Source organism: Mesorhizobium sp. M0816 (assembly GCF_040320005.1).
Lineage (GTDB): Bacteria > Pseudomonadota > Alphaproteobacteria > Rhizobiales > Rhizobiaceae > Mesorhizobium.
In genome coordinates, this window is the sequence record NZ_JAMYOT010000014.1 from 22,642 (window position 1) to 37,310 (window position 14,669).

A 14,669-nucleotide genomic window follows, 5' to 3' on the forward strand; every position below is an offset into this window, starting at 1 on the left:
ACCACCTACTTGTTGAGGATGAGCTTGCCCTGCCGGGTGATCTTCAGCCGGTACAGCGCACCATGATGCTCGATGCCGATCTCGTGCTCGCCCTGGAACAGCGTGTTGCTGGACAGCGTTCTCACGGCCGATTGGATCCGGTCGAAACGGACGGAATTTTCGTCGGAACGGCGGACGCGATAGCGAAAGTCGCTGGGATTGTGCGTGTTCATTGGTTCGATCCCTTTTCCTGTGCCGGGCATCTGGCTCGGCGCCTGCGTGAAATGCCGATTCAATTCTTGACTCGAATAATCATGTTATCTAGCAGTGCAATACCGGAGTAAATGAGTCAACATTTAAGACGCCGGACGCGATGAAAAATGCCAGCGAGCCCCAAGCCAGCCAGCATCGAACATGGATTCTTGGAGTTGCAGCATGGGGTTGGCGAATTGGGGACGGCTGGCGGGCAGCGGCCTGACACATTGTTCTATGACAAGCAAAATGGCCGCGTTGCTGGCCGGCGCGGCGGCGATCCCGCTGCTCGCAACACCGGCCGGCGCCCAGCAGGCCGCCCAACCGGCAGCCGACCAGCAGCAGACTGACCCGTCTCAACAGCCCGAAAAGGTAAAGCCGGCCCCGGCGGGTACCACACTGCTCGACAAGATCCTGATCCTCAGCCGTACCGGCGAGACGGCGATCGAGTCGCTTGCTTCAGCCAGCCATGTCGACGAGGAACAGCTCGAGCGCCGCATGGCGACGACGCCCAACGAAATGCTGTTCGGTGTGCCGGGTGTCGCCGTCCAGGCCGACGCAAGGCGTGTCAGTTCCAGCATCAACATCCGCGGCCTGCAGGATTTCGGCCGCGTCTCCGTCATCGTCGACGGTGCCCGCCAGAATTTCCAGCGCTCGGATCACGGTACGCAATCGACCTTCTACATCGATCCCGAATTGATCAAATCCGTCGATGTGATCCGCGGCCCGGTCGCCAACACCTATGGCTCCGGGGCGATCGGCGGCGTCGTATTTTTCGACACCAAGGATGCGCAGGATTTCCTCAAGCCGGACGAGACCTGGGCGGTATCCGCAACTGGGCGCTACGAAACCAACGGCAAAGGCTGGACCACCAGCGCCACCGGCGCCTATCGGATCAACGAGAACTGGGACGTGCTCGGCAATATCGTCTACCGCGACTATGACGACTACAAGCATGGCGGCGGCGACACTGTAGCGGGCACCGGCTTCGACGTCTTGAGCGGCCTCCTCAAGACGACCATCCGCCCCAGCGAAAACAGCGAGCTGAAGCTGGGCTGGATCGGCTCGAACGACGGATGGACCGAGACCAGCGGCAGCGCGCCGGTGAACGACGCCGACCTGAAGGCGAATACCTTCACGGCCCGCTACAACATCACCGACGAAGACAAGAGCTGGCTCGACCTCCACATCAACGCGTCCTACAACAAGACCAAGCTCGATCTGACGACCCTTGTGGCGCAAAACCGGTTTGATCCGGTCACCGGTCTGCCCGTGGTTTTGCCGGCGGGTTCGAAATCGACGTTCGACATCGGCACCTCCGGCATCGACATTTGGAACACGTCGAGATTCGAGACCGTTGGAATCGCGCATGAGCTGACCTATGGCGGCGACTGGGTTGGCGACGATGTCGAGACAGGCGGCACGGCGGGCGGCGACAGCTTCTATACGCCCTCGGGCAACAGGAACGTCTCCGGCGCTTACGTTCAGGACAAGCTCACCTGGGACTGGCTCGAGGTCATCGCCGGGCTGCGTTACGACAGCTATAAGCTCGACAGTGATGTCGGCGAAACCTCTGGCGACCGGCTGTCGCCACGCATCACAGTGGGCATTTCGCCCTTCGAAACCGCCAGCCTTTCCGGCCTGCAATTCTACGGCACCTATGCGGAAGGCTACCGTTCTCCGTCGCTGTCGGAGACCCTGATCAGCGGCAATCATCCGGCCGGCGTCAGCTTCCCGTTCCTCCCCAATCCCGATCTCAAGCCTGAAACCGGCAAGACCGTGGAATTCGGCGTCAATTACAGTACCAACGGCGTCATTGAGGCCGACGACGCGCTGCGGCTGAAGGCGGCCTATTTCAACAACAATGTCGACGATTACATCGACGGCGTGACGCTCTCGCCGTTCGACCCGACCAGCGGCTGCCCGTTCGGTCCGGGCATACCGATCTGCTTCCAGTATCAGAATTTCGCCAAGGCCAGGATCCACGGCTTCGAGATGGAGGGCGTCTATGATGCCGCCTGGGGCTTTGCCGGGCTTTCGGCGTCGTTCACCGATGGCCACACGATTTCCTATGAAGGCGAACGGGCAGACCTTGTCACCGTCCCCTCCTCCCAGATCACCGGGCAACTCGGCTTTCGCTTCCTCGAGGACAGGCTGACCATCGGCGGCGAGGTGCAGTACAACGGCAAGCCGCAGGGCAACCCGGTGGCCAAGGACTATACACTGGTCAATGCCTTCGCCAGCTACCAGGCGACCGACAATTTCAAGGTCGATTTCCGCGCCGACAATCTGTTCGACGTCAAATACGCCAACCCGCTGAACGCATCGACGACGAGCGTCGTCTACGAGCCCGGCGTCACCCTGAAGCTGGCGGCGACGATGAGGTTTGGAGGCTGACGACAATGACAGGCATGACGGCATCCCTTCGTCTGTTCGCCGCGGTGCTGGCAATATTGCTTGCGGCGGCTCCGGCATGGACACAGCAGCAAGCACCGGCGCTGATCCTCGAGCTCAATGGCGCGCAGCCTTCCGACAAGGGCTGCCGCCTTACCTTCGTGGTCACCAACAATCTCGGCGCCGGTCTTTCCAAGGCGGCGTTCGAGATCGCGCTGTTCAACGGGGCCGGCGTTGTCGACCGGCTGACGGTACTCGATTTCAAGGAGCTGCCGGCAGGCAAGACCAAGGTGACGCGTTTCGATCTTGCCGGCACGGATTGCGGCAAGGTCAGCCGCGTGTTGATCAACAGCGCCACGGAATGCGCCGGCGCCGAGCCGAATGCCTGCATGCGCGGGCTGAAGACGCAGACCAGGACCGGCATCGCCTTCGGGGTCTGAATTTTGGGACCGGAACCCGCATTCGCACGAAACCCCGTCGCGTGGCCATTGGCCGGTTTCCTGCCGCCGGAACCGGACGATCCGGATTTCGCCATCCCGCGCGGGGCGCTGCGTGTTTCGCCGCGCGACAGGCCGGAAGACAGTTACATCGCCGATGCCGACGGCGACTTGACTGCGGTACCTATGGAGCCATTGCGGCAGGCACGACAGACGCGGCGGCGCCGCAACTGGACGGTGGCGATCGCCTGCTCTTGCGCATTCCACGTGGCGGTGGCGCTGGCCTTCCTCACGCTGCCGGACGACCGGCCAAGCATCGAAGGTGCCGACCAGCAAGGCGAAATGCTGCTCGGCGCCGACCCGCAGCAGGCGGCCGGCGATGTCGGAGACGATCCGGAAGTGGCCAACGTGACGATGGTGACCATGCTCGACGCCAAGCCGGTCGAAACGGTCGAGGCGCAGGCGGCCGCGGCAGAGGAGACGCTCCAGCCGGTCACCGATGCGGCGGAGACATCGGACAAAGAAGTGGTTGAGCCGGTCAACGAGGCCGCCATGGAAACCGCTGCCGTTGCCGACCGGACTGAGCCTGCGCAACCTGTCCAGCCGGCGCGCCAGGACCCATCGCCCGACGTTCTTGCGACCGACAGGCTGGTGCCTGCCGACGACAATGCCGTGCCGCCGCCAGTCAGCGCGGCCGAAACGGCCGAGCCTGCCGAGACAAGCGCACCGGCACCAGCCGACCCGGCGCCGGCCGAAACGGTTGAGACGGCCGAGACCGTCGTCGCGGCGGAAGAACCGAGGCCGAACAAGCCTGAGCCCAGGCAGCCGAAGAAGGCAACCGCAAAGAGCAAGCCGGCCAGGAAGGTCGAACCAAACGAGCCTGAAAAGCCGGCCCTGCGCAAGAAGGCGGGCAAGGCTGCGGCCAAAGCCGACACCAAGAAGAAAAAAGCCGGCTCCGGCGGCCGTGACGAAACGGATGTCGCGCGCGGCATGGCCGACGCCAGGAAGGACGGCAAGATCCTGACCGCCAGCAGGGGCGGCAAATCAGGCATCGGCAATGCAGCCGTCACGAACTATCCCGGCAAGATCAGGTCAAAACTGGTGCGGGCCTTCAATTCGACACGCACGCGCGCCACCGGCACAGCTACGGTTGCCTTTACCGTCGGCTCGAACGGCAGCGTCCGGTCGGCCAGGCTGACGGGCAGTTCGGGTGTTGCCGCGCTGGACAAGGCCGCACTCGACGCAGTCCGCCGGGCTTCTCCCTTTCCCCCTATTCCAGACGGAGCCGGTCGCTCGGCCTGGCAGTTCGAAGTGCCGCTCGGTATCAGATAGCTATCGCTCTCATCAGGCATCAAAGTCGGCGCCGCCCCGGGGAGAAGGGGCGTGGACGCAACGCTGGCGACCCCTCTCCCCGTTCTTCACAGCGAGAGGGTAAGGGTGAGGGACAGCGCAACCCCAAGCGATTTGCCCTGCCCGCGACACGCGAGCCCTGGCGAAACCCTCAGGCCGCGGCCAGCAGGCTGGCATTGCCGCCCGCCGCCGTGGTGTCGACGCAGACTGCGCGCTCGTGGGCGTAGGCGGCCGGATAATAGACTTCGCTGATCAGCGGCACGATCGGGCCGGCGCGCTCGGCGATGACCTTGCGCACGATGCGCGCGGCCTCGGGCGTGCCGGAAAAGGCCACGACATCGACCCGCAGCGAGCGCGCTTCGACCGGGTCCGGCCGGCCGTCGATCGCCGCCAGCGGCAGGCCCTTGCCGGTCAATGATGAAAGTGCCGCCGGCGCGCCGGGTGCGACGGCGAGCACGGCATTGCCGGCGGCCAGCGCCTGGATCGTCTGCGCAAGCAGCGTATCCGCGTCGGGACCGAGGCACAGCACGCGCCCGCGCGGCGACAGCGACAGCGTGTTGGCCTCGCCGGTCGGCCCGGGCAGGTCGACCTGGCCGAAATCGATGCCGGCGGCAGTGCCGATAGCCGCGGCACCCTTGCCGCGCAGATGTTTCCTCAGGATGGCGACGCGATCCGGCCGCGTCGACCAGCCGCCAAAGGCCGGGTCCGGCAGATTGTCGGCGAGCTCGGTCGCCGTCACCTTGCGGCCTTCGGCAAGATGGGTGCCGGCTTCCGGCCCCTTGCGGAAGCGCCGGAGATAATGTGGGCCACCGGCCTTCGGCCCGGTGCCGGAAAGGCCCTCGCCGCCGAACGGCTGCGCGCCGACGACGGCGCCGATCTGGTTGCGGTTGACGTAGATGTTGCCGGCATGGATGCCATCGACGAAATGCTGGGCGCGGCCTTCGATGCGGGTGTGCAGGCCAAAGGTCAGGCCATAGCCTTTGCGGTTGATCGCAGCGATCACCGCATCGATCTCGTCGGCATCGAAGGTGGCGACATGCAGCACCGGCCCGAACACCTCGCGCTCCAACTCCTCGATGCCCTTGACCCGAAAGACGTGCGGCGCAACGAAGCGGCCGTCCTTCGGCGCTTCGAGCTTGGCGATCAGCCGGCCCTGCAGGCCCATTTTGGTGCAATAGTCACGGATCGACGCTTGCGCCTCGTCATCGATGACCGGGCCGACATCGGTCGATATCCGCCACGGGTCGCCGAGGCTGAGCGCTTCCATCGCGCCTTTCAGCATCTCAAGCATCTTCTTCTCGACGTCCTTCTGCACGTAGAGAATGCGCAATGCCGAGCAGCGCTGGCCGGCGCTCTGGAAAGCGGAGGCGAGGATGTCGCGCACCGCCTGTTCGGGAAGTGCGGTGGAATCGACGATCATGGCGTTGAGGCCGCCGGTCTCGGCAATCAGCATGGCGTCAGGCGCGGCGGTGTCGGCGAGCTGCTTTTCGATTAGCTTGGCGACCTCGGTCGAGCCGGTGAAGCAGACGCCGGCAATGCGCGGATCGGCGGTCAGCGGGCCGCCGACCGTGGGGCCGTCGCCGGGCAGAAGCTGGATGATGTCTTCCGGCACGCCGGCCTCGCGCAGCAGCTGGACAGCGCGGAAGGCGATCAGCGGCGTCTGTTCGGCTGGCTTGGCGATCACCGAATTGCCGGTGACGAGTGCCGCTGCAATCTGGCCGGTGAAGATGGCGAGCGGAAAATTCCACGGCGAGATGCAGGCGATGGCGCCGCGCGCCTCGGTGCCCGCCTCGGCATTGGCGGCCTCGGCCGCATAGTAGCGCAGGAAATCGACCGCCTCGCGCACCTCGGCAACGCCGTCGGCGAGCGACTTGCCGGCTTCGCGGGCGGCGAGCGCAAAGAACTCGACGGCGTTCGCCTCGTAGAGATCGGCCGCCCGGTTGAGGATGGCAGCGCGCTCGGCGACCGGGCGTCTTGCCCATGCCGGTTGTGCCTCGACGGCGATGCGCACGGCGGTCTCGACCTGCTTGGCGCCGGCCTCGCTGACCGTGCCGACCACTTCCGAAGGTTTCGCAGGATTGACCACCGGACGCTGCTTGCCGTAGCCGGCGGCGCGGCTGACCGGCTTGGCGTGCCAGCGGTCCGGCCCGGCGAACTCGGCCCTGGCCTTGTCGATCGCCGCCAGCGTCGGCGTGTCGGTGATATCGAAGCCCTTGGAATTGCGCCGGCCGGGGCCAAAGATCGCCGACGGCGGCACGATCGCCGGATTGGCCGCGGGGCCTTGTTTCTCCACCGTGTCGAGCGGGTCGCGAGCAATATCCTCCGGCTCGACTTCCTCGTCGGTGAGCTGGTGGACAAAGGAGGAATTGGCGCCGTTCTCGAGCAGCCGGCGGACCAGATAGGCGAGCAGGTCGGAATGAGCGCCGACTGGCGCATAGATGCGGCAGCGCGTGCCTTCGGCCTTGCGCACCGTCTCGTGCAGTGCTTCGCCCATGCCGTGCAGCCGCTGGAACTCGAATGTATCGCGCTCCGTCGTCATCGACAGGATGGCGGCGACGGTGTGGGCGTTGTGGGTGGCGAATTGCGGATAGATGCGGTCGGTCATCGACAAAAGCTTCTTCGCGCAGGCCAGGTAGGAGACGTCGGTGTTGGCTTTGCGGGTAAAAACCGGATAGCCGTCGAGCCCGAGCGTCTGAGCCCGCTTGATCTCGGTGTCCCAATAGGCGCCCTTGACCAGCCGCACCATGATGGTGCGATCGTATTTCTTCGCCAGCGCATAGAGCCAGTCGACGGTGAAGGCCGCGCGCGGACCGTAGGCCTGGACGACGACGCCAAAGCCGTTCCAGCCGGCAAGCTCCGGCTCGGCCAGTACCCGTTCGATGACGTCGAGCGACAGGTCGAGCCGGTCGGCCTCCTCGGCGTCGATGTTGAGGCCCATGCGCGAATGGCGCGCCGCCAGCGCCAGCGACCAAAGCCGCTCGGCCATGACGGGCAGCATCTTTTCCTTCTGCGTCACTTCATAGCGCGGATGCAGCGCCGACAGTTTTACCGAAATGCCGTGGTTCTGGCGGATGTCGGGGCCGTTGGCGCCGGCATCGAGCGAAGAGATCGCATCGGCATATGCCTTGAGGTAGCGCAGCGCATCGGCCTCGGTGCGGGCCGCCTCGCCCAGCATGTCGAAAGAATAGAGATAGCCCTTCTGCGTCATCGGCCGGCCGCGCTTGACCGCCTCGGCGATCGTGCGGCCAAGCACGAACTGCTCGCCCATCTCGCGCATGGCCGCCGCGACCGCCTTGCGGATGACCGGCTCGCCGAGCCGGCGCACCATGGCGCGCAGCGTGCCTTCGATGCCGCCCTCGCCTTCGTCGAGCACGCGGCCGGTCAGCATCAGCGCCCAGGTCGATGCATTGATGAAGATCGAGCTCGAGCCGCCCGAATGCGCCGACCAGTCGTGCGGCGCGATCTTGTCGGCGATGAGGTCGTCCATCGTCTCGGTGTCGGGCACGCGCAGCAGCGCCTCGGCCAGGCACATCAGCGCCACGCCCTCCTTGGTCGAGAGGCCATAGGCGGACAGGAAGACCTCCATCAGCCGCGGATCGGACGAGCCGCGCACCGCCCGCACTAGATCGGCGGCACGGGCCGAAATCGCCTTGCGGTCTTGCGCGGACAGCCCGGCCGCCTCGGCCAGCCGCTTCACCGCCTGGTCTTCGTCGGGCAAATAATTAGCACGGATCTGCTGGCGGATGGTGTCGAGCGCTGGCATGGCGGTCCTGTAGAGCGAGCATAAGGGAGCGGGCCGGCGGTCACCGGACCGAACGGCGCAAGCTAACATAAGTAGGGATTGCAGTCGGTCCAAAGAAGTCGACAGAACAGATCGATCGATCTATCATTAGGACTGATCACCTCCAATTCGACCAGGAATCCAGTGACAGAAGACCAATTGGACCGGATCGACAGGAACATCCTGTCGGCTCTGGGCAGCAATGGCCGGCTTTCCATGTCGGACCTGGCGGCTAAAGTCGGCCTGTCGAAGACGCCGGTGCAGGCACGAGTCAAACGGCTGGAGAAGGACGGCTTCATCAGGGGCTACCAGGCGATCATCGACCGTGAGCGCATGGGCGAAGGCCATGTCGCCTTCGTCCAGGTGAAACTGTCCGACACCCGCTCGGCCGCGCTCGACGCCTTCAACCGCGCCGTGCAGGCGGTGCCGGAGATCGAGCAGTGCCACATGATGGCATCGAGCTTCGACTATCTGCTGAAGGTCCGCACCACCGACATCGCCGCCTACCGCCGCGTGCTTGGCGAGCGCATCTCCGCCCTGCCGCACGTAGCCCAGACCTCGACGTTTGTCGCGATGGAGACGGTGAAGGATCGGTGAGTATCTCTGCATACAGACCGATATCAGCGGCCGATCCAACGCTGGCGACTAGCCTATCCCCACCATCCCTTCGTCATCCCAGGGCGGAGCAAGGAGCGAAGCGACGCGGCGCAGACCCTGGGATGACGAAGTGGAGAGATGTCTCAGCTAATCTCGAGGCTTTGTGATTGCCACCTTTTTAATTTGCTTCAAGTCGGGAAAGTCGAAATCTATCTTCACGTCCCGGCAAACCCAACGTCACTCCGCCAGTGTCTTCAAAAACGCCACCAGCGCCGCGCGCTCGTGGTCCGAAAGCTGCAGCGGGTGGACCTCTGACACACCCTCGACACTTGCCGGCGCCTTGGAATAATGCGCCACCACCTCGTCGAGCGAGGAAAACTGCCCGGCATGCATGTAGGGCGGACGGGTGGCGGCACCGCGCAGCGACGGCGTCTTGTAGGCGCGGACGAGTTCCGGCCCGGTCTTGACCATGAAGCGCAACTCGCGGCAGGCGCTGGCATCGCCGTCGCGAAAGGCGCCGAAACAGTTGAACGGATCGGCCTCGACCTGCGCCACCGCCTCGACGCGGCCGCGATCCGGCGGCAGGCCCGCGACCGGCGGCACGCCGGTATTGTGGAAGCTGCCGTCGGTAAAACGCGGGCCGTTGTGGCAGGTCACGCAATTGGCCTTGCCGATGAACAATTTCAGGCCGAGGATTTCCTCCGACGAAAAGGCGGCGTCGCCTTTCGGCTCGGCGCCCGCAGCCAGGTCGAGGGCAAAGCGGTCGAAGCGTGTCTGCGGCGGCGCGATCGAGCGCTCGAAGGCGGCGATCGCCTTGCCGATATTGGCAAAGACGCGGTTGACCTCCTCGGCTTGGCTGGCGGGCATGGCGTTCCAGGCCGCCTTCTCGGCATCGGTGCCGAACGGGCCGGCATTGGCCGGCACGCCCGAAAGGTCAGGCAGCGGCCCGAAGATGCGCTCGTAGCGCTCGCCGAAGCGGGCCTTGATGTAATGTGCGAAGGCGGCGCGGTTGCCGGCCTGCTCCAGCGGATTTTCGAGCGGTGTCAGCGCTTGCGCCCACAGGCTGTCGCGCCGCCCGTCCCAGAAGAACCAGGGATCATGCGCGACGCCGGCCAACGGCATGGTACGACGGTTGGTGCGGCCGACGCCGACCGCTTGCGGCAGGTCGTCCTGGAACTGCCGGTCGATCTTGTGGCAGGTCGAGCACGATACCGTGCCGTCGCCGCTCATCCCGGTGTCGAAAAACAGCGTCGAGCCGAGTGCCGCGGCGGCCGGCACATCGGCGAAGCGATTGGTGGTATCGGGCTTCAGCGGCGGCAGCTTGGACAGGGCCAGTGAGGCGATGGTCTGCTTTTCGGCATCGGAAAACTCCGGTCTGCCGCAGCCGGCAAGCACGGCCACCACCACCAACGCGAGAAGACTGGGAAACCGGCTCATCTATGGCTCACAGCACCACATTGAAGACGACAGTGTCCGAACCGGCCGCAGCGGAAATGGCAAAATGCAATTGCCACCACCCGCTCATCGTGAATTTGACCCCGTCGATGCGATAGCGCCCCGCGCCGAGGTAATCGGTCGCCTGCGGGCTGGTCGGCAGACCGTGCTTGTGCTGCGGCATGCCGCCGGAAATCGTTATCGCAGCACCTTCCACCGGCGCACCCTCGACGGTTTTGAGCGTGAGCAGCCAGGATTCCAGTTCGCCCTGCCGGATGACGCCTTTCTCGGGCTCGAAAGTCGCCGCGAACAGCTTGTTCGCCGTCGTCTTGGAACGGCCGACATCCGAGCTTGGTTGCGGCGCACGCGGCGCCGTCAGATAGACGATTGCCAGCACGCCGGCGAGCAAGGCAGCCAGGCCGAGGCCTCCAAGAAGATAACGCCATAACGATGCCAAACCCATTCCTGTTCTGCGGATAACGTTTCGCTGGGCAGATCGCGTCCCACGCCCCTGTGGGAAATCGCGCCCAGTGCAAGAATCCGCCGTCGCCAAGCATGGCGCTGCCGGCTGCAAAAAGCTACAGCACCGCAATTGCAGGGATGGAGGAGTGCTTCATGGCAGGAAACGGCATCGCCTCGATCGGCGAGTGCATGCTAGAGCTTTCGGGCCAGGCCGGGCCGAACTGGCGCATGGGCTTTGCCGGCGACACGTTCAACACTTTGTGGGCGCTGCATGCCTTGAGCGGCGAGCGGCGGGCGACCTATGTGTCGGCCTTCGGCGACGACCCGTTCTCACGCGACCAGATCAAGTTCCTGGCCGAGAGCGGCATCGGCATCGGCGCCAGCCCGGTGATAGCGGGCGCCCGCCCCGGCCTCTATGCGATCACGCTGACCGGCGCCGAACGTTCTTTCACCTATTGGCGGGCCGATGCGGCCGCAAGGCAGTTGGCTTCGGACCCAGCCGCTTTGCAGAAAAGCCTTGAAAACCAGGCGCTTGTCTATTTTTCCGGAATCACTTTGGCAATCCTCGACGACGACGCACGCACGGTGCTGCTGACGGCCGTGGCCAAGGCGCGCGCGGCCGGCTCGCTGATTGCCTTCGACCCCAATTACCGGCCGCGGCTATGGCGCCAAAGCGAGGAAGCGCAGGCCGCGATCCTCGAGGCGCTCGCCGTCGCCGACATCGCGCTCCCGACCTTTCCCGACGAGCAGATGCTGTTTGGTGATACGACACCGCAGAAAACAGCTGAACGGCTGCGAAAGCTGGCCGGCGAAGTCGTGGTCAAGAACGGTGAGGAACCGGCGCTGATCGCGCAAAACGGAACCTTGCAATCGGTTCCGGCGGTGCATGTCGCCGCGCCGGTCGACACCACCGGCGCCGGGGACTCCTTCAACGGCGCCTACCTCGCCGCCCGACTTGCCGGCCATGCCCCGGCAGAGGCGGTGCTGCGCGCCCATCGCGTTGCCGCCGCCGTCGTGCAGGTGCGCGGCGCCCTGGCGCCGTTCGAGACGCTGAGGGCAGCGTTCGAGGCAACTGCTATCTGACCTTGATGACGACCTTGCCCTTAGCGCGTCCTGTTTCGACATAGGCCAGGGCGTCATTGGTCGCTTCGAATGGAAAGACCCGATCCACAACCGGGCGGATCGCGCCGGCTTCGATGAGAGCGGTGATTTTGCTCAGCTGATCGCCCTGCGCCCACATGAAAAGGAACGAAAACTGCACGCCGCGGCGCTTGGCTTTGGCCCGAATTCCGCGACTCAGGAAGCGCAGCGCCAGCCTCAGCATCAAGTTCAGCCCCTTTTCCCTGGCAAATTCGGCATCCGGTGGACCGGAGATGGAGATGAGCTTGCCACCCGGTTTCAGCACGCTCAGGGATTTTTCCAGTGTCTTGGCGTCCTGGCTGTTCAAGACGACATCGTAGCCCGACAGAACTTTCTCGAAGTCGTCTTTCCTGTAGTCGACGATGACATCGGCGCCGAGACTTTTGACCAGATCGGCACTCGCCGCGCTCGCGGTTGTCGCAACGGTCGCGCCGAGGTGCTTGGCCAACTGAATAGCAAATGTCCCGACGCCGCCGGAACCAGCCTGAATGAAGACCTTCTGTCCCTTCTTCAGGTTTGCCCGTTCGATGAGCGTCTGCCAGGCGGTGAGACCGACCAGGGGAATCGACGCCGCCTCTTCCATACTGAGATTCTCGGGCTTCAAGGCTACGTCGGCCTCATTCACGGCAATGAATTCGGCGAATGTCCCAATCCGGCCGTCGCGCGGCCGCGCATAGACATCGTCGCCGGCCTTGAACTTGCGGACTTTCGATCCCACGCGAACAACCTTCCCAGCCACGTCGTGGCCCAGGATGAAGGGCCGGCGATAAGGCAGGATGAGCTTGAATTCCCCGGTTCTGATCTTGGAATCGAGCAGGTTCACCCCTGCGGCATGGACCTCGACCAAGACATCGCTGTCCTGGAGCTCCGGCTCCGGCATTTCGGCCAGCCGCAGAATGCCCTTCTTGTTATACTTATCGACAACGAATGCCTTCATGGCAGTTACTTTCTAAGAATGTCTGTTGTTGTTCGGGACGAAACAAGCCGAACGTTTTCAGCTGCATAGCCGCCCTGCGGCAAGGCCTCAGCCTCGAGGAAGGACAGGGCTTTCGGGACAAAATCGGCGTAGTTCTGAAATACCCCGCCATGCCCGGCATCCGGATAGATAACCAGATGCGCCCCCGGGATACGCCCTGCGAGATCATAGGTATTGCTGCTCGGCACCATCCTGTCCTGGTCGCCATTCGCAACCAAAGTGGGAATGCGGATGGTGCTCAGGTCTTCAGGCGCCTGGAGTCCATAGGCCTTGATCGCCTTGAGTTGCGCGCCGAACGCGCTCAGCGATATCGCCTTGTCCCGGTTATTCCGGCGCTCCTTCAGCCGTTCCAGAAATGCGTTTGCGGCGCGGCGCCCATTCGTCGTTCTTGTGAAGAAGAGATAGTACTTCGGATCCCGAAAAGTCAGCGCGCCCTTGATCATGTCCACGATCGTCAGCGGCGTCACCTTGTCGATGCCTTGCCCACCGGCCGGCCCCGTGCCAGCCAGGATGAGTTTGCGCACAAGCTTGGGCTCGGTCAGCACAATCTCTTGCGCCACGAAGCCGCCGAGTGAAAAGCCGAAGAGATCGACTTCTTCGAACCCCAGCGCCCGGACAAAGGCGATTGCATCCCGCGCCATGCCGGAAATGGTCGACGGAGTTTTGCCACCCGAAGCGCCGATGCCGCGATTGTCGAAGGCAATTACCCGCCGGGTCGCAGCGAGGCCATCGACGATGCGCGGATCAAAATTGTCCAGCTGAGCAGCCAGATGGTTGAGCAGGATCACTGGCACGCCCGTCCTAGGCCCGAGTTCCCTGTACGCAAAAGCTATGCCGCCGACATCGACGGAGCGCGTTGGCGCGTCCTGGAACAACGCCGGTGAACGCGGCGACCGATTGGATCTATGTGTCATGCTTGGCGCCTCCGTTTCGTAGGGCCTGGCCAAATGTGTCGTAGTTGCTAGTCGCATGTGCGTGAAATCGTCTGGCTCGCCGTTGTTCAGACCGGCAGTCGGAACTGCTTGCGCAGGCTCTTGTCGAAAATCCCCGCGGGGGCAAAGCGGCGCAGCAGGCTGACCTGGCGCGCTGCCTTGCCAGCGGTATAGCGCCGCCGCGGACGGGCATCGGTCGCTGTCTTGACAACCACATCCGCCACCACTTCCGGCTGATCGGCCTTGGGCATCACATCGCCCAGCAGCGCCTTGAGCCCGGCTCGAGCCCGATCGTATTCCTTCAACAGCGAATCCGGCTCGATGCCGTTCTGGTCGAAGACGGTGCGGACGAATGCCGGCTCGATGACGGAAACGCGGACGTTGAAGGCGCGCACCTCGTGGTCGAGCGATTCCGAATAGCCTTCGAGCGCGTGCTTGACCGCCGAGTAATGAGCTGAGTATGGCGCGGGTACCAGTCCCAGGATCGAGCCGATATTGATGATGCGCCCTTCGCCGCGCCGCCGCATCGACGGCAACACCGCATTGGTCATCCGCATGACGCCGAACAGATTGACGTCGAATAGAGCTTGTACCTGTGCGACCGAGGATTCCTCGGCGCCGCCTAGCAGACCGACACCAGCATTGTTGACCAGGAGATCGATCCGGCCGGTCTGCGCGAGCACGTTGGCAACGAGCGCATTGACGGCCGCATCATCGGTCACGTCGCATGCCAGCATGGTCACTCCGCCCGGACCATTACTGGTCTTGCGGCGACTTGTCCCGAAGACAGTGAAACCCGCCCGCGCCAAGGCCTCGGCGCTGGCGCGGCCGATGCCCGAGGAGGCTCCGGTCACGATTGCGGTCTTTTCAGAATTCCCATTCATTTTTGATGTTCCAGGTTCGAGAGGTCTAGCTTATTTCCACGAATTGAATTA

The 14,669-nt window shown here is 64.1% G+C and carries 12 protein-coding genes; 5 read left to right on the forward strand and 7 right to left on the reverse strand.

Annotated elements, in window-relative coordinates; all coding sequences use genetic code 11:
- Window positions 1-5: 5 nt before the first annotated feature.
- On the reverse strand, window positions 6-212 hold the full coding sequence (gene hemP / locus NKI17_RS21605; protein WP_352587787.1) for a hemin uptake protein HemP: 207 nt from the start codon (window positions 210-212) through the stop codon (window positions 6-8).
- A 202-nt stretch (window positions 213-414) separates the two neighbouring features.
- On the opposite strand from hemP, the gene NKI17_RS21610 reads away from it, so the two are divergent.
- The 3 genes from NKI17_RS21610 to NKI17_RS21620 are packed head-to-tail and all read left to right on the forward strand — an operon-like array spanning window position 415 to window position 4,394.
- Window positions 415-2,628, forward strand: a complete 2,214-nt coding sequence (locus NKI17_RS21610) for a TonB-dependent hemoglobin/transferrin/lactoferrin family receptor (protein WP_502894570.1) — start codon at window positions 415-417, stop codon at window positions 2,626-2,628.
- Between the two features lie 5 nt (window positions 2,629-2,633).
- Window positions 2,634-3,065 (forward strand): hypothetical protein, encoded by a 432-nt coding sequence (locus tag NKI17_RS21615; RefSeq protein ID WP_352568901.1) that lies wholly within the window; start codon window positions 2,634-2,636, stop codon window positions 3,063-3,065.
- A gap of 48 nt (window positions 3,066-3,113) precedes the next feature.
- Entirely contained in the window at window positions 3,114-4,394 is a 1,281-nt protein-coding gene (locus NKI17_RS21620; RefSeq protein ID WP_352568902.1) for an energy transducer TonB family protein, read from the forward strand.
- Between the two features lie 169 nt (window positions 4,395-4,563).
- Here the strand turns inward: NKI17_RS21620 and putA are convergent, their stop codons facing one another.
- Window positions 4,564-8,175 (reverse strand): bifunctional proline dehydrogenase/L-glutamate gamma-semialdehyde dehydrogenase PutA, encoded by a 3,612-nt coding sequence (gene putA / locus NKI17_RS21625; protein ID WP_352568903.1) that lies wholly within the window; start codon window positions 8,173-8,175, stop codon window positions 4,564-4,566.
- A 162-nt stretch (window positions 8,176-8,337) separates the two neighbouring features.
- Here putA and NKI17_RS21630 point away from each other — a divergent pair, with 162 nt between their 5' ends.
- The gene (locus tag NKI17_RS21630; protein WP_352568904.1) at window positions 8,338-8,790 is read left to right on the forward strand and encodes an Lrp/AsnC family transcriptional regulator; all 453 of its coding nucleotides are present in this window, start codon (window positions 8,338-8,340) and stop codon (window positions 8,788-8,790) included.
- 237 nt (window positions 8,791-9,027) lie between these two features.
- Here NKI17_RS21630 and NKI17_RS21635 read toward each other — a convergent pair whose 3' ends face one another.
- Together NKI17_RS21635 and NKI17_RS21640 are read right to left on the reverse strand one after the other, a co-directional pair.
- Window positions 9,028-10,227, reverse strand: coding sequence for a cytochrome-c peroxidase (locus NKI17_RS21635; protein ID WP_352644741.1), 1,200 nt, complete (start codon window positions 10,225-10,227; stop codon window positions 9,028-9,030).
- 7 nt (window positions 10,228-10,234) lie between these two features.
- Entirely contained in the window at window positions 10,235-10,681 is a 447-nt protein-coding gene (locus NKI17_RS21640; protein ID WP_352568996.1) for a FixH family protein, read from the reverse strand.
- A gap of 158 nt (window positions 10,682-10,839) precedes the next feature.
- Between NKI17_RS21640 and NKI17_RS21645 the strand changes: the two genes are divergently transcribed.
- A complete protein-coding gene (locus tag NKI17_RS21645) occupies window positions 10,840-11,769 on the forward strand; it encodes a sugar kinase (RefSeq protein ID WP_352568906.1) in 930 nt (309 codons plus the stop codon).
- On the opposite strand, the gene NKI17_RS21650 is transcribed toward NKI17_RS21645, so the two are convergent.
- The 3 genes from NKI17_RS21650 to NKI17_RS21660 form a co-directional block, all read right to left on the reverse strand.
- Window positions 11,762-12,763, reverse strand: coding sequence for an NADP-dependent oxidoreductase (locus NKI17_RS21650; protein WP_352568907.1), 1,002 nt, complete (start codon window positions 12,761-12,763; stop codon window positions 11,762-11,764). The two genes, NKI17_RS21645 and NKI17_RS21650, sit on opposite strands and share 8 nt — an antisense overlap.
- A gap of 5 nt (window positions 12,764-12,768) precedes the next feature.
- On the reverse strand, window positions 12,769-13,716 hold the full coding sequence (locus NKI17_RS21655; protein ID WP_352568908.1) for an alpha/beta fold hydrolase: 948 nt from the start codon (window positions 13,714-13,716) through the stop codon (window positions 12,769-12,771).
- An 86-nt stretch (window positions 13,717-13,802) separates the two neighbouring features.
- Entirely contained in the window at window positions 13,803-14,618 is an 816-nt protein-coding gene (locus NKI17_RS21660; RefSeq protein ID WP_352568909.1) for an oxidoreductase, read from the reverse strand.
- Window positions 14,619-14,669: the final 51 nt, after the last annotated feature.

Bases quoted from the DNA above. Each gene is read 5' to 3' on its own strand.
- NKI17_RS21660 (WP_352568909.1), bottom strand. From the start codon at position 14,618: ATGAATGGGAATTCTGAAAAGACCGCAATCGTGACCGGAGCCTCCTCG.
- NKI17_RS21610 (WP_502894570.1), top strand. From the start codon at position 415: ATGGGGTTGGCGAATTGGGGACGGCTGGCGGGCAGCGGCCTGACACAT.
- NKI17_RS21655 (WP_352568908.1), bottom strand. From the start codon at position 13,716: ATGACACATAGATCCAATCGGTCGCCGCGTTCACCGGCGTTGTTCCAG.
- NKI17_RS21615 (WP_352568901.1), top strand. From the start codon at position 2,634: ATGACAGGCATGACGGCATCCCTTCGTCTGTTCGCCGCGGTGCTGGCA.
- hemP (WP_352587787.1), bottom strand. From the start codon at position 212: ATGAACACGCACAATCCCAGCGACTTTCGCTATCGCGTCCGCCGTTCC.
- NKI17_RS21645 (WP_352568906.1), top strand. From the start codon at position 10,840: ATGGCAGGAAACGGCATCGCCTCGATCGGCGAGTGCATGCTAGAGCTT.
- putA (WP_352568903.1), bottom strand. From the start codon at position 8,175: ATGCCAGCGCTCGACACCATCCGCCAGCAGATCCGTGCTAATTATTTG.
- NKI17_RS21635 (WP_352644741.1), bottom strand. From the start codon at position 10,227: ATGAGCCGGTTTCCCAGTCTTCTCGCGTTGGTGGTGGTGGCCGTGCTT.
- NKI17_RS21650 (WP_352568907.1), bottom strand. From the start codon at position 12,763: ATGAAGGCATTCGTTGTCGATAAGTATAACAAGAAGGGCATTCTGCGG.